Annotated in this window: 16 protein-coding genes, 6 pseudogenes and 1 riboswitch (1 of these 23 only partly in view); of the genes and pseudogenes, 14 read left to right on the top strand and 8 right to left on the bottom strand. The window is 40.3% G+C overall.

The annotated features are described in order from the left end of the window. Nucleotides 1-28: 28 nt before the first annotated feature. From LEP1GSC190_RS18630 to LEP1GSC190_RS18610, 4 genes are all read left to right on the top strand, one after another. Complete coding sequence (locus LEP1GSC190_RS18630; protein ID WP_161601974.1) at nucleotides 29-1,240, top strand: MFS transporter; 1,212 nt, start codon at nucleotides 29-31, stop codon at nucleotides 1,238-1,240. 546 nt (nucleotides 1,241-1,786) lie between these two features. Then, nucleotides 1,787-2,677 carry a patatin-like phospholipase family protein gene (locus tag LEP1GSC190_RS18625; RefSeq protein WP_002749263.1) on the top strand — a complete coding sequence of 297 codons (891 nt, stop codon included), beginning with the start codon at nucleotides 1,787-1,789 and terminating at the stop codon, nucleotides 2,675-2,677. Nucleotides 2,678-2,846: 169 nt separating this feature from the next. Beyond that, nucleotides 2,847-4,811, top strand: coding sequence for a glycoside hydrolase family 5 protein (locus LEP1GSC190_RS18615; protein ID WP_036048622.1), 1,965 nt, complete (start codon nucleotides 2,847-2,849; stop codon nucleotides 4,809-4,811). Further along, the gene (locus LEP1GSC190_RS18610; protein WP_002755747.1) at nucleotides 4,808-5,089 is read left to right on the top strand and encodes a TIGR04454 family lipoprotein; all 282 of its coding nucleotides are present in this window, start codon (nucleotides 4,808-4,810) and stop codon (nucleotides 5,087-5,089) included. Before LEP1GSC190_RS18615 ends, LEP1GSC190_RS18610 begins: the two co-directional genes overlap by 4 nt. A gap of 321 nt (nucleotides 5,090-5,410) precedes the next feature. On the opposite strand, the gene LEP1GSC190_RS18605 is transcribed toward LEP1GSC190_RS18610, so the two are convergent. Beyond that, the gene (locus LEP1GSC190_RS18605) at nucleotides 5,411-5,836 is read right to left on the bottom strand and encodes a hypothetical protein (protein ID WP_002749306.1); all 426 of its coding nucleotides are present in this window, start codon (nucleotides 5,834-5,836) and stop codon (nucleotides 5,411-5,413) included. Nucleotides 5,837-6,105: 269 nt separating this feature from the next. On the opposite strand from LEP1GSC190_RS18605, the gene LEP1GSC190_RS18600 reads away from it, so the two are divergent. The 4 genes from LEP1GSC190_RS18600 (at nucleotide 6,106) to LEP1GSC190_RS18585 (ending at nucleotide 9,108) form a co-directional block, all read left to right on the top strand. Next, nucleotides 6,106-6,606, top strand: coding sequence for an RNA polymerase sigma factor (locus LEP1GSC190_RS18600; protein ID WP_002749527.1), 501 nt, complete (start codon nucleotides 6,106-6,108; stop codon nucleotides 6,604-6,606). 17 nt (nucleotides 6,607-6,623) lie between these two features. Continuing rightward, nucleotides 6,624-7,715, top strand: coding sequence for a FecR family protein (locus LEP1GSC190_RS18595; protein ID WP_002749382.1), 1,092 nt, complete (start codon nucleotides 6,624-6,626; stop codon nucleotides 7,713-7,715). A gap of 62 nt (nucleotides 7,716-7,777) precedes the next feature. Next, nucleotides 7,778-8,329 carry a HAMP domain-containing protein gene (locus tag LEP1GSC190_RS18590; RefSeq protein WP_002749220.1) on the top strand — a complete coding sequence of 184 codons (552 nt, stop codon included), beginning with the start codon at nucleotides 7,778-7,780 and terminating at the stop codon, nucleotides 8,327-8,329. 71 nt (nucleotides 8,330-8,400) lie between these two features. Continuing rightward, a complete protein-coding gene (locus tag LEP1GSC190_RS18585) occupies nucleotides 8,401-9,108 on the top strand; it encodes a FecR family protein (protein ID WP_002749586.1) in 708 nt (235 codons plus the stop codon). A 410-nt stretch (nucleotides 9,109-9,518) separates the two neighbouring features. Here LEP1GSC190_RS18585 and LEP1GSC190_RS18580 read toward each other — a convergent pair whose 3' ends face one another. Beyond that, nucleotides 9,519-10,820, bottom strand: coding sequence for a DDE-type integrase/transposase/recombinase (locus tag LEP1GSC190_RS18580; protein WP_117344736.1), 1,302 nt, complete (start codon nucleotides 10,818-10,820; stop codon nucleotides 9,519-9,521). Between the two features lie 238 nt (nucleotides 10,821-11,058). Next, a pseudogene (locus tag LEP1GSC190_RS18575) lies at nucleotides 11,059-11,911 on the bottom strand (integrase core domain-containing protein); the annotation flags it as partial. 74 nt (nucleotides 11,912-11,985) lie between these two features. On the opposite strand from LEP1GSC190_RS18575, the pseudogene LEP1GSC190_RS21260 reads away from it, so the two are divergent. Further along, a pseudogene (locus LEP1GSC190_RS21260) lies at nucleotides 11,986-12,466 on the top strand (integrase core domain-containing protein); the annotation flags it as partial. Nucleotides 12,467-12,855: 389 nt separating this feature from the next. Next, nucleotides 12,856-14,757 carry a DUF1561 domain-containing protein gene (locus LEP1GSC190_RS18565; RefSeq protein WP_117344733.1) on the top strand — a complete coding sequence of 634 codons (1,902 nt, stop codon included), beginning with the start codon at nucleotides 12,856-12,858 and terminating at the stop codon, nucleotides 14,755-14,757. A 10-nt stretch (nucleotides 14,758-14,767) separates the two neighbouring features. Here the strand turns inward: LEP1GSC190_RS18565 and cobJ are convergent. From cobJ to LEP1GSC190_RS18545, 4 pseudogenes are all read right to left on the bottom strand, one after another. Further along, nucleotides 14,768-15,631, bottom strand: a pseudogene (gene cobJ / locus LEP1GSC190_RS18560) (precorrin-3B C(17)-methyltransferase); the annotation flags it as partial. Then, nucleotides 15,622-16,800: pseudogene (locus tag LEP1GSC190_RS18555) on the bottom strand (cobalt-precorrin 5A hydrolase). The pseudogenes LEP1GSC190_RS18555 and cobJ, both read right to left, overlap by 10 nt. Continuing rightward, nucleotides 16,787-17,550 (bottom strand): annotated as a pseudogene (gene cobI / locus LEP1GSC190_RS18550) (precorrin-2 C(20)-methyltransferase). Before cobI ends, LEP1GSC190_RS18555 begins: the two co-directional pseudogenes overlap by 14 nt. Next, nucleotides 17,547-18,344: pseudogene (locus tag LEP1GSC190_RS18545) on the bottom strand (cobalt-precorrin-5B (C(1))-methyltransferase); the annotation flags it as partial. The pseudogenes LEP1GSC190_RS18545 and cobI, both read right to left, overlap by 4 nt. Nucleotides 18,345-18,533: 189 nt before the next feature. Next, nucleotides 18,534-18,718: riboswitch (cobalamin riboswitch) on the bottom strand. A 402-nt stretch (nucleotides 18,719-19,120) separates the two neighbouring features. On the opposite strand from LEP1GSC190_RS18545, the gene LEP1GSC190_RS18540 reads away from it, so the two are divergent. Further along, nucleotides 19,121-21,253, top strand: a complete 2,133-nt coding sequence (locus LEP1GSC190_RS18540) for a hypothetical protein (RefSeq protein WP_002749599.1) — start codon at nucleotides 19,121-19,123, stop codon at nucleotides 21,251-21,253. A gap of 5 nt (nucleotides 21,254-21,258) precedes the next feature. On the opposite strand, the gene LEP1GSC190_RS18535 is transcribed toward LEP1GSC190_RS18540, so the two are convergent. Continuing rightward, the gene (locus LEP1GSC190_RS18535) at nucleotides 21,259-21,708 is read right to left on the bottom strand and encodes a hypothetical protein (protein WP_002749453.1); all 450 of its coding nucleotides are present in this window, start codon (nucleotides 21,706-21,708) and stop codon (nucleotides 21,259-21,261) included. A gap of 146 nt (nucleotides 21,709-21,854) precedes the next feature. On the opposite strand from LEP1GSC190_RS18535, the gene LEP1GSC190_RS18530 reads away from it, so the two are divergent. The 3 genes in view from LEP1GSC190_RS18530 to LEP1GSC190_RS18520 are tightly spaced (each overlapping or abutting the next) and all read left to right on the top strand, a layout consistent with a single transcriptional unit that may run on beyond the window. Then, nucleotides 21,855-23,747, top strand: a complete 1,893-nt coding sequence (locus LEP1GSC190_RS18530) for a polysaccharide biosynthesis protein (protein ID WP_081586321.1) — start codon at nucleotides 21,855-21,857, stop codon at nucleotides 23,745-23,747. Further along, nucleotides 23,740-24,222, top strand: a complete 483-nt coding sequence (locus tag LEP1GSC190_RS18525; RefSeq protein ID WP_002749472.1) for a ClpXP protease specificity-enhancing factor SspB — start codon at nucleotides 23,740-23,742, stop codon at nucleotides 24,220-24,222. Before LEP1GSC190_RS18530 ends, LEP1GSC190_RS18525 begins: the two co-directional genes overlap by 8 nt. After that, nucleotides 24,219-25,544: the 5' portion of a membrane protein gene (locus LEP1GSC190_RS18520; protein WP_002749416.1), read on the top strand. The gene runs 285 nt beyond the window's last position; only the first 1,326 of its 1,611 coding nucleotides appear in the window; the start codon lies at nucleotides 24,219-24,221; the stop codon falls past the right edge of the window. The genes LEP1GSC190_RS18525 and LEP1GSC190_RS18520 overlap by 4 nt, the downstream gene beginning before the upstream one ends.

Genomic DNA, 25,544 nt, shown 5'->3' with positions numbered 1-25,544 from the left:
AAAATCGACATTTTGCAAAATGATCTATATGTCTTTTCGTTCTGCCCATAACATTCACGTCAAATCCGAAACGATGCTGATCTTCGTGTTGGCTGCCGTTCAATTTACTCATATTCTTGATTTTGTAATTATGATGCCGCTGGGAACTTATTTTCAGGAATCGTTTCATATCAATCCGAGAGAATTTTCCTTGCTCATTTCCGCATATACCTACAGTGCGTTTATTGCTGGAATTGTAGGTGTACTTTTTATTGATCGTTTTAACCGGAAGTCTGCGGCAATTTTTTTGTACTCTGGTTTTATTGTGGGAACCACTTGCTGTGCGGTTGCAAATTCGTACTTTTTTCTTTTGATTGCGAGAATTGTTTCCGGTGCATTCGGAGGGATATTGGGTTCTGTCATCTTTGCGATTGTAGGGGATGTGATTACGATGGATCGCAGGGGAAGGGCGACTGGTGCGATCATGGGGGCTTTTTCCGTTGCTTCTGTGATTGGAATTCCCTTGGGACTCAAAGTGGCGGAGTATTATGGATGGAATATGTCTTTTGCCGGGATTGTCTTTTTGAGTCTTCCGATTTTGGTTTTGATGAATTATCATCTTCCGAGTATTCCTCCATTTCAATTTGCGGGAGCCAATCCGGTCCGGAATTTTTTTCGGATTCTTACATATAGGAAGTATATGGCTTCTTATATGCTTATTATGTTCGTGATTCTCGGCGGTTTTACTGTAATTCCGTTTATTGCGCCTTATATGGAAAGAAATGTGGGGATCCCTAAGGAAAACATTCCTTGGATTTATTTTTTCGGCGGACTTGTCACATTCTTTTCTTCCAGAGTGATCGGAATCGTTTCGGATAAGATCGGAAAACACAAGGTATTCTATATTCTAGTTCCCTTATCTTTTATTCCGATTTTTATCATGACCAATCTCGGACAGACTTCGCTTGTGAATGTTCTGATTCTCACGACCGTTTTTATGGTAATCGTATCGGGAAGGTGGATCCCTGCTTTGGCCTTGATAACATCTGCGACAGAACCGAGTGATCGAGGACGTTTTATGACGGTGATCTCGGCTTTGCAAAATCTCGCTTCCGGACTCGGGGCTACGATTGGAGGAAGTATTCTTGTTACCGCAAGCCCGACTTCTCCCTACCAGAACTACGAGGTGGCGGGATATCTGGCGATGGGATTTAATGTAATCACGATTCTACTGATCTCAAGGGTTAAAGCGGTTTCTTGAACGTGCAATAAACTGAATGATTCGATTTCAACGTATGCTTTTAGAGATTGCTCGCCTAACTCCTATATGTGAGGATTTATACGGGCATGACGAACAGACCTTTCGGAAATCTGAAATCACTTAGAATGTGGTATGGTTACTCCCACTTCGTACTTATGAGAGGAATTCTTGGTTTGAAAATTGACTCTAAAAAATCAGTCTGTTCTTGACATTTTCATGAGACAAAATATTTTGCAGCCACACGAAAAGGAGGTGGTCTAGTGAATGATAGTTGTTACAAACAATTGACCTGTGAGGTGGCTGAGCAATAGCCCGGGTTTTACTTGCAATACAGCCGTAGTCGGGGCATTGCAATCCAATCAGACCGCTGACCTTTCTGAGTTTCAAGAACTGGTCATTCTTGAGCTTCCGATCTCGGCAGATAGATGCCGATGAAACGATGCAGTCGCTCAGGAGGTTCCTCTTTTGAGAAATCTTTCCTATTGAGTTTCTTTGAACAAACCGAAAATTCTTCTCTTTTTTTCGCCCTCTTGAGATTCAGGTAGAATGAAGCGTGCCCTTATTCTATCCGGAGGAGGAGCCCGAGGTGCTTATCAAGCGGGGGTTCTTCGTTATCTGGAGGAGATTCAATTCAAACCGGATATCATCTGTGGTACTTCCGTAGGAGCGATCACCGCGACCGCGATGGGTTGTGGAATGAATGCCGCCGAGATAACGAAACTTTGGAAATCCATCGAAGCCAAAAAAGTGATGCGCTATTCTATCTGGAACGATCTAGTAGACATCTTTGTAAAAAGTTATTCTCCTCTAACTGATACGACGCCTCTCAAGAACTTACTTTATTCTTATTTGGATTTTCGCAAACTTAGAAAAAACCCGACTGAAATTATCATTACCGCGGTCAACATTCTCACTGCGGAACTCGTGTTTTTTAGAAATAAAGAAATTGATATAGAACACGTTATGGCTTCTTCGGCGATCCCCATGTTCTTTCCTTGGCAATACGTGGACGGAAGACCTCATTGGGACGGAGGAGTAATGGCAAACACACCGATCCTTCCTGTTTTGGAACGGGGGGCAACTGACATTGTCGTAGTATTACTTTCTCCCGTTGGAGGAGTCGATATGGGTTTACCGAAGACAAGAAGGGAAGGTTTAGAAAGAGTGTTCGAATTGTCTCTTATTGGTTCGTATCAAACTGTGATGTCCAATTTAAACTTCGAAAAAAAAAAGAAAAAGGGAAAAAAATCCAAGTTCACTTCTCTCTTGTCCATTCCGAGCGCGACCCGGCCTGAACTAAAGATAAGAACGATCGGTCCTAGAACCTCTTTGGGATTTGGAAGTATCCTAAATTTCTCTCAAGTCCAAGCCGATTATTTGATCGGTCGAGGATACGAGGACGCAAGAATTCAATTCGGGGAATCGAGCGCCCCATAGGAAGCGAGATTGCCAAAGAGCAGCGGAGCATTATCTCGCGACCCGTTGGGAGCAGGATTGAGTTTGCGATTGGCTCTTCGCAAAGCAAAGAAAGCGAAGAATGTCTTCTTCATCAACAAAGCGAAGCAATAAAAAAGAGAATTCGATCGAATTCAATTCGAGGGATATTATGGAAGAATTATTCGTTAAAAACGGGCACTTCGCAAGTAAAGACGGAACGATTTATCAACTACGTGGAGTCAATCTTTCCGGCTCTGCGAAACTTCCCTCCAAACCCGACGGAACCACACATTTTGATCAAACTCTTACATTTTTGAATCATAGAAACGTATCTTTTGTCGGAAGACCTTTGGAAGAGCATCGAGCTTCAGAACATTTTGATAGATTGAGGAAATGGGGATTCAATTTCTTACGGTTTCTCATAACGTGGGAAGCGATTGAACATAAAGGTCCCGGAAAGTACGATACCGAATATATAGACTACGTCGAAAGAATGGTTTCGCTTGCCAGTCAAAAAGGTTTTTATCTTTTTATCGATCCGCATCAGGATGTATGGTCCCGGTTTACGGGAGGAGACGGCGCCCCCGGTTGGACTTTGGAAGAGTTAGGAATGGATATTTCCAAGATTCAAGGTTCGGAAACCGCAATCGTCCATCATTACCAAGGAAGACATTATAGAAGAATGTCCTGGCCTCTCAATTATCAAAAATACATTTGTGGGACGATGTTCTCCTTATTTTTTGGAGGAAAAGAGTTTGCGCCCAACACTAGAATTGATGGAAAGAATGCGCAAGATTTTTTACAAGATCGCTACATTGATTCCGTACTCAAAATAGTACGTAAGCTTAAAAAGTATAAAAACGTAATAGGATTTGATACCTTGAATGAACCTTCTCCCGGATGGATCGGTAAAAGGAACTTGGGAGAGTTCGAAGGGTTCGGATTTGGAAAAGTGATAAAAACTTCTCCGTTTAAGGAGATGTATCTTTCCGAAGGACGTACTGTTTCTACGGAACAAGCCTATATGCTCGGATTCTGGAGTTTTCCTTGGGGTAAAGTGCGATTGAACGGCGGGGGAGTTTCTCTTTGGAAACAGGGATATCAGTGTGTTTGGAGAAATCACAGGGTCTGGGATTACGATCCAAACGGTGCGCCGATGATGTTAAAGCCGGAATATTTTTATAAAAAGAATGGAAAAAAATACGAATTCTATTCCGATTTTATGCATCCTTTTATCAAGAAGTTCAAGGAAGCGGTACAGAAGACCGAAAGTCGTTTTCATATCTTTGTGGAAAGTGATCCTTCGAGACTAGAACTGGAATGGAGGGATGTCCCTAAGAAAAATTACGGTTCCATAGTCAATGCGACCCACTGGTACGATATATCCGTGTTGATGCTCAAACGTTATTTTCCTTGGTTCGGGGTCCACGTATTCAAACAAAAACCTGTATTCGGAAAAGAGAATATAGATAAAGCTTACGAAGAAACAATTCGAATGATCCGGGAAATGTCCGAAAAAAAAATGGGCAATTGTCCCACAGTAATCGGAGAAACCGGAATTCCCATGGATATCAATCACAGAGTTGCGTATCACAAAAAGGATTACGGAATATTGGAACAAGCTCTCGATCGAGTGATGAAGGCTGTGGAAAAGAATTTCGTTCATCTTGCATTATGGAATTATACTCCCGATCATACTCACAGTTTGGGAGACAGATGGAACGAAGAAGATTTATCGATCTATTCCGAGGACACACCTACTTCGTATGACGAAGACGGGGGCAGGGCGGTGAGGGCGTTTAGTCGTCCGTATCCGATTCGGACGAAAGGATTGCCCGTGGCTTTGTCTTTCGATATGGAAAAGTCCTTATTCAAATATTTCTTTCAACAAGAAGGAGATATATTTCCGGAAACAGAAATTTTTATCCCAGAAATACATTATAAAAATGGATTTGAAGTTTTGGTCAATGCGGGTAAATATCACTATGATTCCCGCGCCAAAGTATTAAAATTTAAGGGAGAAAAAGGAATTGTAGATTATGGAATAACTATTCGCCCCTCCAAAAAATCACTTTTCAGGGAACAAGATCGGACTAAAGTGGTCCCCAATACTCAAAAGAGGAATATTAGATGAAAAAAGCTCTCATGATTTCCCTAGGTGCTCTCACTGTTCTTTCGTTGACCGTAGCGTGTCCCGGTTCGAAATATTCGGCCGAAGAATGTGCCCCGATCGTGGACGAAATGTTGACCAATTTGACTGCGGGGCAAAAATCGGAAGATGCCGCAAACATTGCGACTATGAAAGCAACTTTAGTGCCCGTATTACAAAAAGAATGTATGTCCGGAAAATTTGATCTTACTTGTCTTAAGTCCGCAAAAAGTATTCCAGCAATTCAGGCTTGTAAAAAATAAGATTTTTCTAAAAAAGCGGAGGAGAGTTTTTTCTTCTCTGCTTTTGTTCCCTAAAGCTTTTCCCAAAACCTGAACATGTTCATTACTGAACCCTACATAAAACAAAACGCGGGAAGTTATCGCGGATTGCATCTGTTTTATGTACGATCTTTTTCTCAAAATAGTATTCGAATTTTTTAAAGTTTCTATCTTTTTAAAATTTGAAACCATTAAAAAAATATAATATAAATTGAATTCTTTTGAGAGAAACGTGTTGTTGGTTTGGACGAGAGAGATAGCCAATTGACTTCTTTTCCAAAGTCGTCTGTGCGAAATTTAAAATCATTCGGTATCTATGATAAAAAATCCTTCTTCATCCGAATAACAGCCGTGCTCCCGGTATGGTCTTGATGGATAAAAGTGAATTTTTTGTGCGTATCTTCTTCCGATTTTTAGACAACTGAGACAAATGTCCCAGCGAATCGCCCAATCACATTCTTCCTTTCTATACGAAGGAAAGACTCGCAGAAGTGGCTTGGTTTCGGCTTGTTCTTTATTTCTTTGTTGATTTGCAGATTCGTCGAGTGGGACGTTTTGGGAAAACACAGAATGTGAAGGTTCTAGAAAAACTCCGACAAATAACAAAATTATTACAACAGAGAATGAAGAAAACGTTTTACCGAGTTTGATAAGTCCGTTTCTATAATGCTGGCGTTGTGTTGGATTTATTATATTGTTTGAAATAAAACTTGTGGAGTCCGGATGCATCCTATTTATTTTATCGAAAGGATCGTTTCCTTTAAAGAGGTAAATTCTCGGTTTTAGTGCATTTGTGTCGTTGTTTCAAGGCTTTTGGTTACGATTGAAATTAAATCAAATGAAATAATCTAATTTTCTTTCGAAAAAAAGCTCGATTCTGAAAAAAAATTAAAGCCATTTTGTTAACTCAAAATAGAAGACAAAAGCGACCAAGGAATTTACTTGAAATTGGGTTTCCTATTTTCAACTTAGTTCCAATGACCTCCCGGAAAGATTTTATGGATGCTCTTTATCGAGAGTACAGTGGAAGGATCTTTGATTTCCTCTATAAGTATAGTTCCGGAAATCCTGAGGTCGCGATGGATCTGATGCAAGATACGTTCCTAAATTTTTTTAGGAAATATTCGGATTCGGATATCGATCGAGAACAAGCGATTCGTTTGCTTTATACGATTGCTCGAAACAGATCCATCAATTATTCTCGGAAATTTTCCACGGTAAAAGAGAGTGGAAATTCTGAGATGCAGGACTTTCAGGAGCAAAAACTTTCTTTTGTCAGAAAGGCCGAACTTAAAGATTTAGAAGAACGGCTTTTGATTTGTTTGGATGAGCTTGAAGAGGACGAGAAATATGCTTTGATTCTTCGGTTTATGGAAGATTACAGTCTGGCGACTATTGCGGAGATTATGAACATATCGGTTTCTACCGTTTCTCGTTTAATTGTCAAAGCAACCGCAAAAGTGACCGAAATCGCAGAGAAAAAGAATTTAAAGCCCTGATTAAGAGTATAGATAAAATGGAAGAATCGGGAATGAAAAGGGAAGAAAAGATTCAAGAAATTCTATTTCAAGGGAAACAGAACGATCTAAGTCCTTCTGTGGAATGGCTGGCCAAGGGCTTGAGCGATTCTTGGGTAGAATATTCTTTCAAAGAATCGGATTTTGAGTCTCTCTATACTCGTGCACGTTCTGATTCCTCAAAAATATTTTCTTTCTCTAATTTTGCAAAAAATAAACTCGTTTTAGCGCTTTCATCAGCCGCGATTTTTCTTTTCGCAGTTACATTAGGATATTATTCTATTCTTAATGATCAGCCTTCTCTCCGAGTGGAAAGGGGGGGGGTCGAGATTTCACAGGTGGAAGGAGAAGCTTATCTCACTTCTTCTGACCCCAAGGACAGAATTCTTTTAAAACCCGGAGTTAGAATTCAAGAAGGCCAGAGAGTGATTACTGGTTCCAAGGCTATTCTGAATTTAAAAGTGTCTGACGGAATTGTAGTGAGAGTTCTTTCCGATTCTGAAGTTTCTTTTCGGGTGATCGATCTTTCCACGCATTACAAGATCGGAATAGATCTAGAGAAGGGAGAGTTATTGGCTCATATCCATAAAAATCTTAAAAAGGAAGAATTTGTCGTTCGTTCCGAAAACATAAGCGCGGAAGTTCGGGGAACGAGTTTCAGCTTTCAAAACGTTCCGAGAGAAGGAACTCGAGTGCAAGTTTTAGAAGGGCGTGTTGCGATTAGTGCTCGTTCAGAATCTCGACAAACTGCGCCGGAAGGTGAGCAAATTCTGGAACCGAACCAGGGAATTTTCGTAAACCAGAAGGGTTTTGTTCGAAGTCATTTGAGCGATTCCGAAAAAAGTCGTCTTGAGGTTGAGCTCGAAAAATTGCCGATCGAAAACATTCCTCGGGATAAAAACCGGTCTTACTCAAGTAAACAAGAATTACTAACGGATTTTCAAAGATTGGAAAAAGTCATTTTAATCGATGGAAAAGAAATCGAGGGCGTTATCGTGGACATGGATGAAAACGTTATGTATGTTCAAACGCTTGAAAAAGAAATCGCCATTCAGAGAGAATTAGTTTCCGAAGTGATTCAGCTCCGCTAAAAGTAAATTCTCTTTGACAGTCGGCCGATAAATCGGGAAATTTAGTCTTCGAGGACCCTAGCATGGCAATGGCACAAGAAGACCCCGGTAAAAAAAGAATTTTCAGCAACTACATCGTAGACCGGGACTTTCAATTCAAATTTTTATTGAATTATTCCTTACTCATTGTTTTTGGCTTAGTTCTAACTTTAGGTTTTCTGTATTGGTTGAACTTCACTAAGTTTGATAAGGGCGTCGTTTTTAGATTGAGGAGCGATCCCATTAAAATTTATCAAAAAGGTTTCGAAGTTCAAAACGGAGTAGAAAGGGAAAAGTTCGTGGAAAGGGAAATCTTTCTTCCTGATTACGATCATAAACTTGATATGTTTACAATTCAGGTAAACGGGATTCTGCTTTTATCCGGTTTGTTTTTAGGGATGACCGTTATTTTTACTGTGATTTATTCTCACAAGATGGCTGGTCCGATTTATAATATCAAAAACCAACTTAGAAAATTGGCGGCGGGTGAGGAATTAACAAGGAAGATTAAAATTCGCAAAGGGGACGAGTTTCAAGAACTCGCAGATCTTTTGAATCAGGTGATTGAAAAAAGAATTAATAACCATAAAAGTTGAATTTTTTCGACTTATTGAAGTTGAGAAATTAATTGTAGATTTTTTTAGGAATCTGTGTAAATTCTCTCGATATGATTTGCAAAGTTTTATTTTTCGGTTTTTTCCTTATGCTTCTACCTCAAGTCGTTTTTGCAGATGAAGAAGTTGCAGTTGCGCTTTTTGTAACCGGAAAGGTTCAGTATTTTCAAGCTGGTAAAACGGAAGCGCTTAAGAAAAACGTCATTCTTACAAAAGCGGCGAAAGTAGAAACCGGAGAAGGAAAAGCGGATTTGCAATTGGGTGCAAACTCCGTGATACGACTTGCGCCGTTTACAAAAATTGAGATCTCTGAACTTCTTTCCGACAGTTCCAGAAATACGTCAAAGGTTACTTTGATTTCCGGTAAACTATTTGCGAATGTTCAAAAATCCAATAAAAAAGAAGAATTGGAAGTGAACTCCGCCTCTTATACTGCGGGAGTTCGTGGGACTCAATTTGTAGTCAGTGAAGAAAAGACCAAAGCCCCTAAAAACGAAGATTCTGATATTCCGGACGGAGTCTTTGTAAACGAAGGAGAAGTTGTCGTTCATTCTTTTTCTGGAGGAGATTTGGATCTTAAGATGGGGGAACAAGCTACTTGGAATGGTAAAGAACTATTAGTCGAGCCCCTCAAAGAGTTCATGAAAGAAAAAATGAAAATTATCCAAAATTTCAAGGTGATTAAGACCGAAAACTATGAGATGCTTAAAAATCAGAAGTTAAAAAACAAAGAACTTTTGGAGAATTTTCCTAAATCATAACATAACATGAGGTTTCGACGTAAGAATCCAATGATTCATTTTTCGGAAACAAGTTGGAATCTGAACTTTGTAAAAAATCTATTTTTAAAATGTGGGAACTACCCACAAATCACGACTTTACAAACAATTCTAAAATTGTAGGAACTGGACTCTTACTTTTAGAAAATTCTTTCTCATTTTCAACCGCCGAATTCACGTTAAATACTTCCCAGATAAATTCCAGGGTTTTTCGAACATCTTCTGTGTAGTTGAAACTGTCTTAGATGATTCTTAAAAACAATTTAGAGTGGATTCTTATGTCATCCACCGGGCACTCGACTTTCCTCATGAAAAACGAGTATGAAACATGAGTTGTTTCGTTATCTAAAAATCTACTCCAAATATAGCCTAAATTCTTGAGATTGAATATACTATTTTTGCCTGTTCCAAACCGTTTCGGCTGCCCTCCTTAATTCTTGCATTTTTTGACGTTGTAAAAATGGATTCGAGGAAGTAGGGCTAAACTCTCGTCTCCATTTTGGAGTTGTATGATAGATTGCCTTTTTCCTGCGCTTTCTTACTTTCACATTAGGTGATCGAATTGGCGCTGCAATTTTGATTAGATCGTCTTGTAGTTGGTTTATTTCATTTTTAATCGAGGAAAGGTCGAGATTCTTGTAAATGGATTTTATTTCTAATTTATTTACACTTGGAATTTCACTTCTCTTTAAAACTCTCTGGAGCGGTGTTTTTGGAATATCGTATTTTCGCATTGATTTTGAACCAATGTGATGCTTTTCTTTTAACATCATAACCGGCAAGAAGTAATTATTATAAAGATTTAATAAAGAATAAAGTTTTACTAAAATTTCGAAGTGTTCTGATTTATCGAATCTGAGATAACCAGTATTTCTTCGAACAACTGAAAAGTTTTTTTGTTCTACGTGAGGGTTATCGTTCTTTTTGTAAGGACGGCCACGTGTAAAGATTAGATGATACTTTTCGGAAAATCGAATGATTGATTCATTAATGAATTCAGAACCGTTGTCAGAGTGAATCCCTAAGAGAGGATAAGGAAATACGTTTTTTAGCCCTATAAGGGCTTTGAGCATCTGTAGCATCGTTTTATCGCGTACAAGGATACAAATCGTCCAGCCTGTACAAACATCTGTGGCGCAGAGGGTGGAGAAAAAACCTCCGAAAACATTCCCGCCGTTATGAGCGATTAAATCAATCTGTGTAAATCCAGGAAGAGAGTCTTTCCATTCTCCAAAAGTTTTAATCGGAATTCGATCGATAAGATATTTATTTTGTTTCGTCATCGAGGTTCCTTTGATTCCAAGCTTTTTTCGAATTGGAACTAAAAGCCTTTCAATTGTGGAAGCACTGATTTTTAACAGTTTTTGTTTTATTTCTTTAGAAATTTTGTAGGTCTGAAACCTCTCTAGATTCTTAATTGTTTCTGGAATTGCGTGGACTAATCTTTTACTACAAATGTGATCCAAAAGTTTCCAGAGATCTTCTAAAACTTTTCGAACAGATGCATCATAGTAAACTGTTCTTTTATTCTGTGCTTTGGGTTTAGTCGAAAGTTTTTTTAGAACTTCTTTTTTTCTAAGAACTTGAGAAGCATAATTTCTGTTAAAGCCCGACAGGCTCACGAACTCGTTGAGTATGCTTATCTTTTCTTTCTTAGTGGCGTATCTGTATCTTTCTCGAAATACCTTAATCATAACCTTACGTTCCTCTAAAGATAGTTTCATGTTTACAGCCTCTCACTTAAAAGAGTGCTGATTTTTGATTAGGTTTCGTGTAGGTTTTTAGGTGAGGAAACGTTCAGTGGTTCAAGTATATTTTTAAATGAGGAAATAAGCAACTTCCGATAATGATAGTTCTGTCACATTATGAACATTTGTTCATTGTATGTTCTGGCACATCGGTAACACTCTAGACCGGAGACATGGGTTACACTTATTCGTTGTAGTTGTACACAGGTGTTTCGTATTTCAATACTTTTCCTGTAAATAAATCTAACATACCCAGAACTGCGTTTGTAAAATAGATCTTACACAAACGCTCTGAGACTTCTTCAAAACCAACCCGTTCGCCGATCAATGGAGAACCAAAGAAAATTCTAAATGGACCGTATTTGGCGGTTCCATCATCTAAGACTGTTTCTACTACTATATTGGTGGCATACGCTATTTCAGGAATTCTTAATGGAAAAATTCTTTCTGAAGGCATATAGATTTTTCCAGGAGTTTTATATTCCAAAGCCTCATGCGGCCTTTCTAAATTGTATTCACTTCTAAACCGATCAAATGCTTCTTGTTGTTCTTTAAGAGAAGATCGAGCCGGTAACGCGGTCTCTTGTTTCAAGGTTCTGTGCATTCTTTCATGGCGACCGTTTTGTTGAGGTTTACCTGGCTGAATTCGTTCAGGTCGAATCCCTAACTTTAACCACCAAACGGATAACTTACTCAATCCTCCAATGGCCCTTGATGCAAATGGACTTCCGTTATCTGTCTTGATGGCTATAATGGCTTCCATATTCTTTAAAGACTCTCTCAAATACCCGCCTGGTGCTTTCTCCATCCGTTTTCTTGAGGATTTGACATCCTAATAGAAAGCGACTATGAGCATCTGTGATGGTCAATGGATCACAACGTTTCCCGTTTCCGACAGTAAAGTGACCTTTGAAGTCTGCACACCAAACATCGTTGGGAAGCTTTACATCGGAAAATGGAAAAAGACTTTCAGGAGTTTTTTTCCTACGACGTATTTTACGAACGAATCCTTTTCTTTTAGGGATTTCGCTAATTGTTAGTATTGATAAACGAATTCGGATTCGTTGTTTTGTCTTTTATAGACTCCTAAGAGATATTAAAAAAACTGTTTAAAGGAATTTATCGACTCCACTCGGGATTAGGCTTAAAATACCATATCAAACCAAAGCGAAAGAAACTATCGTTACCATCAGTTCCAAAGCTTGTTCCTAAGAATTCTGGAGAAAGATGGTCCATGGATTTCATGTCGGACTCACTCTACTCGGGAAGAAGATTCAGAATTTTGAATATTATCGATGACTTTGGAAGATTCGCCGTGGTAACGCAGACAGAATTCTCAATCTTTTTTACGTTGGGCCTTCGAAAAAGGAGTCGATATTCATTTAATTACGCCGGGTAAGCCTACTGAGAATGCCTTCATCGAGAGCTTTAATGGAAAAATGCGAAACGAATGTTTAAATGAAAACTGGTTTAAAAATATTGAAGAAGCCCAGCGCCTTGTCGAAGACTGGAGAAATTTCTATAATTCAGAAAGGCCGTATAGTTCACTCAGGGGTTTGACTTCGGAGAAATATTTAAGACGTCCTGCTTAAGTGGATTTTGACACATTACACTGGATCTAAAAACGAGGGCATCTCAGAAAGACCTATTATAGACGGAACGAAGCTCTGGTCGGCACCAAGTATACATCACATCAACTCTTCTAATGTCGAGGAATTGAAAATCGTTTACAAGATGATCTTCCTTTTATTTTTCAAATTGATTGCAATACAAATCAATGGAACTGCACCGCCAGTGTGAAACCGATAAATTCTCGGCGTGTATTTGATTACTATGATTGTTTGGTTTGGGTCTCTGAAGATTGAGGTCACTATAGAACTCTAATTATTTAATTAATAATATAGTTGGCAGCTATGTTTATTTCATGTCCTTATGTTTACATGACTAGGTCTTAATTTTTCAAAGAGAGAGGAAAGTGAAAATGAATCGTTTTATAGTTTTGATAGTGGTTTTGTTGATTTCAATTGGAGTTGATTTTTCTTACGGAGTGAGTCCTGCACTTGTCCATATTTTATCGAGTGTTGTTTCTGACTCGATAGTTCAAAAGCCTACGGATAATCCGAAAGATAAGGCAATCAAAATCGTTATACATGATGGTGGAAAGTTTTGTTATGCTCCAGTTTTTAGTGGTGGTGAAAGTTATATTCAACTTGAGCAGTGTTGGGAACAGGACGTTACTAGTGCTCGGTATGATGTGTTTCAAAGAATTTCTTATTACATTAATAAAACATGGCTATGCATTACTGCTCCAGAAGGAGTCATTCTTGGAGAGAGAAACTGGGATTATGTGCATCTCAGACCTTGTACTATCAATGACCCACTACAGCGATGGATCGTAAAAGAGAATTCCTTTTGGACTGCAGATGAGCGTTATCGTTTAAAAGATGTGAAGTGGTATGCCTATATTTCAAAGAAGTCTAAGGATAGTTATAACCATACCTTGGACTCTTCGATGAAAGATTGGGTTCAGACTGTGGCAACTCCTGGGAATATCAGTATTAAGACTTCCATAGCTTGGAATTTGGGGAATAGCCGCTACTTTATCCATTCAAAAGGCTCAAAAAAAAGTACCACATCTATCTACTACAATCCTGAAAGTGGACATGTTGCTCAATACAATCCAGTAAGTGGACGTCTTTCTTGCATGTATTCAAAGGTAGGTAGTTATCAATGGAATTGGATTCGATGGGTATTGTGTGATGATATCCCTACGAGTAAGGATAGTCCTGCTTATTGGGACGTTTATCTTGAAACTGAAGAGGGAGGTATGCTCAAGGATTATAAAGGCAATATTCTGAGAGTTACCAGATATGGATCCAATTGGGGTGTTGTCTATGCAGCTAAACCCTCTTTTTTGGAAAAGGATACCACGAATAGTCCAACGTCTTTGTTTTTAGTAGATGGATATTTACTGGATTGGATACGTTATGCAGCTGGTAATCTTGGTAATACAGAGCAGTATTGTCCGGCTGGTAATAAGGAAAGTCATGTATATAAAAGAATAAAAAGGACCTTACCTCCTGACTTTCAATTAACTGATGACTGGATTCGGAGACTTTATCAGATAGCGACTTCAGCTACACTCGCATCTGCAATTCAGATACATGGGATGTGTGGTGTTTGTCTGCTTCAGAGCTTCCAGATGTTAGCAGAGCTCCAGGAGTATTATTCTCAGGGGCCTCTTCAGAGTGGGGGTTATTTTTTCGATACAGCTCATGATAGAGATCCTTTTGTTTCATTTGGACAACGTTATCCGTTATTGGATATGTTGCTGACGGATGTACCTAGAGTGTATGGCCTCGACGGTAATACAACCAGATTGTTAGGGTTAGCATCTGCTAGGACTATGTTGCCTCAATACGATTGGATTGTCTCTGATGAATTCCTCACTCGGCCTGAAATAATGTCTCACATTGATTCACTCATCAATTCTCCTCCCGGAAGCATTTGGTTAGGGATGCTGGGGAGAGAACGTTCAGATGGAATTGTCGTGGGACATGCTGTTCCAATTCTTAGGACCTCTCAGGGCTTAGTTGTAATTCAAACGACCTCGCTTTCGACGCCCTTTGATCTATACAGGCAAGCTTTAATGCCCACTATGGACCCACTCCAGGTAATTTATAACTTGGAAGCACCAGATAGGGCTCTGACAGTACTCATAACTATACAGTTAGGGGATCTTGACCACAATGCATTTAACTTTATAATTTCTAACAGGAATTGCACTGGAGAAGGTGACGACAGAAGAGGCACAGGAGAATATCCAACCAGTGCATCAGTGAATCAGTGTCCTGGTAGCAGCAGGTGTGCACTACCGTTTTAACTCAGTGGGTATCCAAACGATGGTCGGCATTATCTGAGTTTACTCTATTCTGTAAATTTCGCGTAGAACGAAGTGAAAATCCTTTTTTCTGCCCTTTTTTGAGACTTGAGTCTTCCAGAGAATATTTGTTTGTGTAACCTCTCGGAGTGATCATAAAATCTTCATAGACGAACGTATTTGAAGAACCTACAATTATGGTTGTGTTCATTCCAATTTCGTAATCTAAAAAATTGTCCAGATCCGAAAGTTGGACATTTTGTTGTTTTCTATAAGCGCTTTTGATTGAAGCGACTGGAGCTGTTCCCGGACGATGTCGCTTAATAATTTTCATAGCTTCTACGATCTGTCTTTGTCTTCGTCCCGAAGCCGCATTGTAAAGTGTAATAACGAAGTCCCCTTTGGCCGCGCATTCCAATCGATTTTCGATAACAGACCAAGGAGTCAAAAGATCGGAGAGTGAAATTTTTGCCGTATCGTGAACGAGAGGAGCGCCAATTAAGGAAGCGCAGGAACTATCTGCGGTTATTCCGGGAATCATTTTGATTTCGGGAGAATTTTCCCTTTTCCAACCGGTTTTTTGCAGTACTTCAAAAACAAGTCCTGCCATTCCATAGACACCAGCGTCTCCCGATGAGATTAAGGTAACGATTTTTTCTTCTTTTGCCGCATCAATAGCGGTTTGCGCCCTACCCACTTCTTCCGTCATTTCTGTTTGGGTTACTTGTTTGCCGACTAAATGGTGTTTAACGAGACCGATATAAGTGGCGTAACCGATCACAAGATCTGCTTCCTGAATCGCCTGTAAAACTGCCGGAGTTATGTGAGTATCGTTGCCTGGACGGATGCCGACGATGTTCAACCTGCCTATTTGCATTCTTTTTTCTCCGTTGAGTTTATGAGAAAATCGGAACGTGTCATAATGTGAGGCCGTTTCGAAAATGGAATTCGGGAAATTGCAATCGTGAGATTTTACCGTTTGGTGATTCCTTATATTTCTGTTTTGAGACCAGAAGGGAGGCTGCACCGGACGCGAGAAGGCTTGCGGCTTCGTCACTGATTTTGTTCCCACGAAATTTTTTACAACTTTCGAAGGCGATTGGATATAGGAGACGCGATCTAATTCTTCCGGAGAAAAAGTGATCAATTCCCAATCGTATTTTAAAAAAAGTGAAAGAAACGCGGGTTCATCTTTTTTTAAGTCCACAGAGTCGATCGCTTTTACACTTTGGATTGCAAGACCGTTTTCGTTTAATACTTTGTAAATCTTGTTTTCTGCAGTTTCTAAAGGGATGTTTTGGTCGCAGCCTAGGCCTAAGATTAGAGATTTAGTATGATATAATATATAATTATTGTAATGTTTTAGATGGGTTTTTTGAGGATTGTTTCTGTCCATTGAAATTAAAAGGATTTCATAATCTTTTGGACGAATTTGATTTAAGGAAATGGAATATTCTACGCCTTTGGGAAGATTTTTGTCCAAAGGCCACCAATTCGGTTCTCTCGTCTCCTGAACGAATAAAACTCTGGCTTCGTTAACTACTGCTGCACATCCTCGAGTCACGTTTCGGTCGGGATGTTCCAAAGTCCAACCTAGTCCCCTGCCTAAAATGTCCACGGTTAAAGTTCCAGAAACGTCAGACGCAGTCGTGATCACCGGAATATTGGAAAGGGTTTGTGCGAGTTTTTCTGTAAAAAAATTTCCCCTTCCTACGTGTCCAGATAAAACGCAGATTGAAAAATTGGCCCGATCGTCTACACAAAGAACTGCGGGATCTACTTTCTTGTTTTCTAATAAAGGAACGATCATACGGACGACAGCCCCCACGCTGATGATAAAGATATGACAATCGTATTCCCGGAAGATTTCACGTAATGTTTGATCCATAGGAAGGGAAAGAGGTTGGAGTTTGGCGGCGCTTCCTGAATGAACTTGGAAGAAACGAAAAGATTTACTCCTGCCCAAGCGGATTGAATTTTTTTGGCTATCTTAAGTCCGTGTTTAGTTATTACAAAAACGGAATGCGGTTTTCTATTCCGTTTCAATATTTTGACCTTTTAATGCGCCCTTACGTTTTCGAATAGAAATAATCACCATCGAAAAATAATCACAGTTTTCGTTCTGAATTGTTTCTATATTTCTCACTATTTTTTTCGATCCGTCGTTCCGTAAGAAACGCAACTTGCGTTTTGTATAATATTTAATTCTTTTAATATATAGACAAGTCTCAGAATAACTCGACCTACTTTTGTAAGAACGACCGTATCGAAATGTCGTATGAGTTCAGGAAGGTCTTCCAATCCGGAAGTTCCGGGGATCACGCAGAAACGTTCTCTTCCATCTGCGAAAGGGGTTTTAAGAGTAGCGGGAATTGCAGTGATGGACGAAACTGCTGGAACGATTTCCACTTCGATCCCGGGCCAACGATCGTTTGCTTCTTCTAAAAGATAATTCCAGGAGCTGTAGACGGAAGGGTCGTCTTGGGTGATGAAGGCAACGTTATGTTTCTTTTTTAAACGTTTCCCAATTTCTGAAAAGGCTTTATCCCAAGTGGGAATGAGAATCTTCGGATCTTTCGTCATAGGAAAATGAAGAAACAATTTTTCTTGGGTAGAATTTTCTCTTACAATCGGAGAACAAACCCTCCATGCGAAAGGTTCCAGATGTTCACTACTTTTAGGAATGGCTAGGACTGAGACCGAATTCAAAACATGCACCGCTCTGAGAGTGATCAAGTCAGTGGCTCCTGGACCAAACTCGACTCCGTAGAGTTTTCCATATTTGCGGACAATCATGCGAAAAATCCGTCCGGTTTTATGATTTTAAAAATATGAATTGGATTCAAAGCTTCGTATTTAAGATAATTTGTAAGAGGTTGCCCTCTGGAAATGTTTAGAAGCGTAACTTCGGGAACAAGGGTTAACTTTTTGAAACTGTGATAGGCCTCCGTGACGTTATCCAGAGTGACTGCGTCTATAACTAAACTTCCCAAAGAAGCAATTCTATTTAAGGAAATTCGAATAATGTCATAGAGGTTCCCTTTGGAGCCTCCAACAAAAATGCAGTCTGGGCCGGGAAGAACTTCCAAAACCTCGGGAGCCTTCCCGGGGATTACGTATACGTTATCCGTTTTTCTAGAATATGCGTTTTGTCTGCAAATTTCTAATGCATGTCTTGCGGTATTTGCGTTTTGGATGTCGATCGCAATTGGTTCAGAGATTCCCACGGATCTCGCGATATCGGATAACATTTTAGTGTTTACGGAAGAACCACCTCTATGAGTCATCATTACGCCGTCGGCCATCTTGGATAACTTTCTGATCATACCAACGATGATCACATGACGTATGGATTCTTTAACAGAGATTTTAATTCCTGTCCCGATAAAATCTCCGACTTGAATAAAGGAAAGTTCTTTCAGATTCGGGAATAGATTCATAGCGAACTTTTCGGATTTCCCGCCCGTCGTGAGGATGACGGTATCAACTTCGTATTCTCTCGCCATACGAATCGCTTGGATAACGCTCGCTTTAAATGCAGCTGTGGAAAATGGCTTGACGATGCCTGTGGTTCCGACGATGAAAATTCCAAGAACGTTTCTACTTATTTCCTTATTACCTGCGGACGTAGAAACGGCACACAACGCAATACTCCCCTTTCAAAGTGAACCTAAAACCAAACAGTAAACGAATGCATAATACCCTATTAGAATCTAACACATCTTATATTATTTTTTATTTAAGTTACGTTTACCTTGCTTCCGAGGTTTAAACGTATCTTCAAGATTTTCTTGAGATCGTATTCTGACTTTGAGATTTTCCTACTCAGCATGCCTTCCCAGGTTTAATCCCAGTGGCTTCTTCCTGTGCCTTTCGTCCCTCTTACAGCGGCGGATACCGTGACGGATTCTAACCGTCTTCCCACCGACGTGAAACGTCGATGAATCCCGTGAAAATAGGTTATAAATCCAGCAATATTCTTATTGATTCTTTTGAAAAGAATAATTTTTAATTCGAATACGGAATCCTCGGATTCCTATCGAAATTAATATTAACTGGGATTTGAAATCGATTTTTTCTTTCGTATACCTTCGTAAAATTTTTACAATTTGAAATAGAGTACTTTGAATTTAAGAATTACTTAGGCGGTGCCGAACTTGTTTTCAAACAGAATCAAAAGGTTTTTCTAGTTTTCTCAGGCAGAACTTGTATTCTAAGTAGAACACGCCAACTTTTTCGAGCTAAATCGGAGTCTATCCAATCTAAGATAGGGAAGTTTCGGAATTAAAATTGCAGGATTCTTAAAGTTAAAATCGTTTCGGAGAATCCTGCTTGACCTCAAAAGAAAGAAACTTATACATTTCGCATGTTTTTGTTAGGCCAAGCACGCCCAATTCTTGTCTGGCCGGAATTTTCTTGGATTCCTGTCATCAATGGAACTATCTTTGTGGCTCTTCTATTGGTCGTCGGATATTATCTGGAGAGACGTTTTCGGAAATCGATCGAAAATCGGGCTGCGCTTCGAGCTAAGATTCTTAAAAAGTTACCTCTCACATACATGAACGGAAGGGACGTGATTCAGATACATTCCTTTTTGGATCACACCTCGGTTTCCATACTTCAAAAAATTGCGGAGTCACAATCTTGGTTTCAGGAGATTTTTCTTCCGGAATTTGCACTTTATCTTGCTCATCAAGGGGAACTTCCTGCCTGGAGAGACACGATCATATTCAAAAGGCTGCAACATCTTGTTCGTGATCTCGGTCCTCATCCTAAAAAAATCACCCCCGTCGTATTTTTAACCGATGGAGAAGAAGCCTTTCCCGGTTTTTTGTATTCTAACCCACCGGGGCCCGACTTCGTTCAGAAGTCGCTCCGTACGAAAGTATTCACAAAAAAACTCTACAATGCGTTTCCGGTTTCGGTGGGAGATAAGCTTCACGTTTTGTATTCAGGCGATGATAAGGAATGGATGCGTTTCGACGCGAAGATTTTTAGTCTGAAAGGGAACGATATGGGTATTCAAGTAGAAACTGTTCCCGAAAAAGATCCGGAAAAAACGAGAACTTGGGGCGGAATTCAAATGGGAGGCATTGGAGGAATTCAGGAAGATGTCGTCCTGCCCGACGAATTTCAAGGAAGTCTTGTACAAATTTTAAACTACGGTGGTATGAGTCCTTCTACCGCGGCTGAGATTCAAAAAAGGGTACATACATTTAAAGAACATCCTGGTCTGGTCCGTAAAGAGCACAAACCGGAAGAAATCCAGACTTTTATAGAACTCTATTCTGCTTGTTATGCAAAATACAGATCGGACATCGCTCCCATTCCAAAACCGGTTTTACTATTTTTATATTTCTTTTATGTGGACGAGAATCTTCTTTCTCCCACGAGAATTGTTCAACTTTACGGAACGCTGGAAAAAATCAGAAGTTATACACAAGATCCTGATCCTTCCAGTCATAAACTTGCAGTGTATTTTTTACCGGAATGGTTGGGACTCATTCTTTCGGGCAAAAAAAAAACTTCTCGAAATCATTTAGCACAATCGTACGAACAAGTGCGCGCTTCCATGCTTCGCAAAACGGGAACTGACGAATATGCGAGTGACAGCGGGGTTGAAGATTTGTTGCATCTTCTCGATTGGGAATTGAGCAATTTATTATTCAACGGACTTATCGGCGTTTCTTCCAATCCGAATCTTGCATATCCGATTCTTTCCGAAGATCAAATGTACGGAGAAACCGATGCGTTTTTAGTCACGCATGAAAAAATAAATGCTGTTGTAGATCACGTTCGCAAAATCGATAAACATCTTTTTTACAGACAAATCTCCTTTGAACCCGAACAGACTCCCGGCAAACCGGAACTTGCGATGAAAGAAATTTGTCCAGATTGTATCATACTTCCGGTTTTCGGAAATAGAGGGGTTCTTTGGCAGGAAATTACTTCCGGACTTGTATCAAGAGGGCGTCTCGTATTTCCTCAGATTTTGAACGAGAACATGACTTTGGCGATTACGAGAACCCTTGGAGAATTCAAGTGGGAGATTGAAAGGACGGTTCGGGGAAGGAAGTGGAAAGATTCTGCTCCACCTTCACTTACTTCGGAATATTATCTTTATCTGGAAAATTATCGGAAGTCCCCTGCTCTCACTCCCGATGCGAAAAAGAGCATCGATCAACAACTTGTCAAATACAGAAAAAATTTAAAAGATATGTTTGCTTCGGATTATTCCTATTGGATTCTTTTCGAATCGTCCGGAAAACTCAGACTCAACCGAGTGGCGAGGGACGTTCTCAATCGGTATGTTCCTTTTTCCCCTCAAGTTCGGGCCGAATTGCAAAAACATCCAATTCTGAAGGAATCGATGGATTCTTTCGAGTCCAGAAAAAGAAGACTTGTTTCGGGAATCAAAAAGAGATACAACCCCTATTTTCAGGCTGGAAACGTTCCTGTGGAGGTTTTGGAAACGATTCGGTTTTTCGAAGAAATGTGAGAATATTATAATAACCTTTCAAATGCGGATGCCCGTAAGTCTTTCGTCACGAAAAATTTGGCATGGCAGGCGGGACAACTGTGGTTCCCGAAATTTTGTATCTTCAAAATATGAAAACAAATCGGACAATTGATGAGCACGGGAGCGTTTTCGGAAAAAGTGGAAGAATCAACTGCAATCAAATGCGATTTTGCAGATTCCCGATCTTTGAATATGGGAATTTCCTTTTGTGCGGAGATTTCGATAGACGCAGAACAAATTGCAAACTTGGATTCTGGAAAACGTTTTGGAAGTCGGTTTAATATCGAAACACCTTCCGGCGTGGTCGATTTAAGCCCGGAAGCGTCTAAAAGAATTTTACGCGGAAATTCGGATAGCTCTTCCAATTTGGAAAGCAAAGCTTCTCCCAATTTAAAATCCAAATCTCCTTGGAGGTTGATGATGATTTCTTTCAAGGTGCCCTGAAATAACGATTTATCCTCTTATTGGAAGTGAGGCAAGAAAAGAATTTCTGCAACACATTTTTCGGTTTACCTAAAAATCGGAATGATCTGTTTCAAAAAGGTTGGACTTTTAGGAACGAACGGATTTTATTTCCTACATGCTCGGTCAGTGGAATCGAAGAATGTGGATCTTTCCTTTAGATTTGTTGTTCATGGGAATTTCCTATTTTTTGGCGCATTGGATTCGTTTTGAGTCTTTTATTTTTCTGACGTCGCCAGAAAGATTTTTTACTTCTTTGATCATTGTCATTACCGTAAGGGCCTGTGTTTTTATACTCTCCGATATTTACAGATCGATTTGGGTTTACGCTTCGATACACGATCTTGTAGAAATCATCAAGGTCACACTTCTCTCCTCTCTGATTTCAACCACGGCCCTCTTATTTTACAATCGTTTCGAACAACTTTCCAGAATGGTTCCCGTTTTGGATACGCTTCTTCTACTCAGTTTTCTTTGTATTCGTAGTTTTTCCTGGAGAGTATTTCGGGATCAGTACATTCTCAAAAAATCTAAGGAAGAGGGCCTTCCGACTTTGATTCTGGGAGCCGGAAAGATCGGCGCGACTCTACTTTCGGAAATTCGAAGACACAATGAACTCAAGCTCAATCCGATCGGATTTTTGGATGATAACGTCCAGAAGATCGGAGCGCATATCCAAGGGGTGCCGATTCTAGCGAAAATCGACCAAGCGGAACAGATGATCAATCGTTTCGGAGTAAAACAAGTCATCATCGCAATTACCAATCCCGACGGAAAACTCATCAGTCGATTGATTCGTTCTTTTGAGAATACGGATGTGAAGTTTAAAATTCTTCCTTCTTTGGGCTCTTTGTTTTTTGATTCTCCCAAATTAAATCAACTCAGAGAGGTGCAGGTGGAAGACCTTTTAGGTCGACCGGTCGTGGATCTTGAAGTCGAGTCCATTCGTTCCTATCTAAAAGGGAAATCGATTTTGATTACTGGAGCGGGAGGTTCGATCGGAAGCGAGCTTTGTCGGCAGGTTGCCGTTTTTGAACCGTCTCGAATTCTTCTTTTGGATGCGGCGGAAACTCCGTTGTATGAAATTGAATACGAGCTTGGAAAGAAATTACAAGGACAAAATATAGAACTCGTTCCGATCATCGCGGATATCAAAAATCTTTCCAGAGTCAGTTCTATTTTTGAAAAACATTCTCCCGAAGTTGTATTTCACTCGGCCGCTTACAAACACGTTCCGATGATGGAAATCAATCCGACCGAAGCAGTGATGAATAATGTGTTGGGTACAAAAAACGTCGCTGATATTTCCAGACTTTCGGGCGTGGAGCGCTTTGTTTTAATCTCCACGGATAAGGCGGTCAATCCAGTGAACATCATGGGTGCTTCCAAACGTGCGGCGGAATTGTATTTACAACATGTCTCCCGAGAAACAAAAACCAAGTTTATTACGGTTCGATTCGGAAACGTTCTCGGTTCCAACGGATCTGTGATTCCAAGGTTCAGGGAGCAAATTGCAAACGGTGGTCCGGTTACCGTTACACATCCCGACGTGATCCGTTATTTTATGACAATTCCAGAAGCGACTCAGCTAGTTCTCCAAGCTGGAAGTATGGGAGAATGCGGAGAGATCTTTATCCTTGAGATGGGAGAACCAGTAAAAATTCTCAACTTAGCGGAAGAAATGATTCGTCTCTGTGGTCTCAGACCTCATGTAGATATACCGATTCAGTTCACCGGACTCAGACCGGGGGAAAAATTATTCGAAGAGCTTCTTTTGGATTTGGAAGGAATTAAAAAAACCCATCATCCTAAAATCAAAATCGCCGCGCCCTTGGAAAATCAGGAAGTGAGTACGTTTGTTGCAAGATTCAACGAACTTTTGACTGCAGGAAGGATTAACAAGGATATCTTTCTCGCTTTTAAAGCTTTGGTTCCGGAATACAAGATCCACGGGGATTATTTGAACGAAGCCGTCACGGGAGTTCCCGATCAAAATTTGAAGAATGGATAATCAATATCTGAAAGAAGAGATTTTGACTCTCAGAAAATTCAAACGTTCTTTGTTCGAACTTTATTGGGGAGGATTCGGAACCTTCTACCTACACGCCCTTCCCCATCCTCAATTGGTTATCGGCAAACGAGGGTTAGTCGGAAGCGAAAAGGAAGTCGGAATTATTCTCGTATTCGGACCCAAAGGTGGAGTCCGTAATTTAGACGTAGGAGAAGAATGGATCTACGCCGAACTTCAGTTCGGTTATACTTGGGAAGAAGTTTTTGTTCCTTGGGATTGTATATTCCGTTACTTCGATAAAGCTCAGACAACTTTGATGAATATGAAAGTGTTTGCGTCGGAACAAACACAAGAAGCCTCTCAGGGACTTTCATCCGGAGAAAAAACAACTTCGGCGAAAAAAAAAGAAGATGATGTGAAAGGCGATCAGTCCAACGTGATTCAAGTGGATTTCGGGAGTAAATCAAAACAATGAGCCAAAATAGATTCAAATGGTTTGTGCCGGGGGATTTGGATGGATTTTTCGGTCTGATGATCGACAATCTGATTCAGATTCTCGTTCTTTCTTTTTTGTTGACTACGCTTTGTGGTGTTCCGAGCGAATTTGTATATAAAGTGATTCTTCCGGGAACGGCGATTTCTCTTCTACTTGGAAATCTGTTTTATTCTTGGCAGGCGCATCGTCTCGCCCGGAAAGAAAACAGGCCCGACGTCACTGCTCTTCCGTATGGAATCAATACGGTTTCCTTATTTGCATTTACGTTCTTTATTATGCTTCCCGTATATAAGAAAACCGGCGATTACAAAATGGCTTGGCAGGTGGGACTCGTGGCGAGTTTTCTTTCGGGTTTGATTGAAATGTTCGGTTCCTTTGTGGCGGAAAAAATTCGGAAAGTGACTCCAAGGGCTGCACTTCTTTCCTCACTTGCGGGGATTGCGATTACGTTCATTTCCATGGACTTTTTAGTCCGCACCTTTCAAAATCCTCTGATTGCGTTTCTTCCTTTCGGAGTGATTTTATTGCAGTATTTCGCAAGAGTTGTGTTCCCATTCCGTATTCCGGGCGGACTTGTATCCGTTGTTTTAGGAACTGTGCTTGTTTGGTCTGCGGGAGTTTGGGGAAATCCGATTATGGACGCGGACTTACTTAAGGGCTCCACGAATCACATCGGATTTTACTTTCCCACCTTGTGCGCACATGATTTGTTTACCGCGTTTCGATTTGCGGATATTAGAGAATACCTTGCGGTTCTAATTCCGATGGGAATTTTTAACGTAATTGGCTCCTTACAAAATATAGAATCCGCGGAAGCTTCTGGGGATTCTTTCAACACGAGAGATTCTCTTCTTGCAAACGGAGTTGGAACCGTAGTCGGGTCTTTTTTCGGATCTCCATTTCCAACCACGATTTATATCGGCCATCCGGGTTGGAAGGCTTTGGGTGCCAGGGCTGGTTACTCTACTCTCAATGGAGTTTTCATGACGATCGTTGCTTTGTTCGGACTTCTCGCTTTTATTCAAGCATTGATTCCCGTGGAAGCGGGAATGGCGATTGTACTTTGGATCGGAATTGTGATTGGTTCTCAGGCGTTTGGAGCGACTCCGAGTAGGCACGCTCCTGCTGTTATCATCGGGATTTTACCGGCACTTGCAGGTTGGGGAGTTTTACTGGTACAGTCTACGTTTAATTATGCGGATCGATTGAACATGGAAATTCTGGAAAATGCAGGAGTGAAAGGGACCACACATCTATGGATGTCCGATGTCCCTCTTTCCCTTCCGTTTTTACCTTATCCT

It is taken from the genome of Leptospira mayottensis 200901116 (assembly GCF_000306675.2).
In the GTDB taxonomy this organism is placed as follows: Bacteria; Spirochaetota; Leptospiria; order Leptospirales; family Leptospiraceae; genus Leptospira; species Leptospira mayottensis.
Note: the sequence above shows the minus strand (reverse complement) of the source record. Positions and strands in the feature narration are given on the sequence as shown.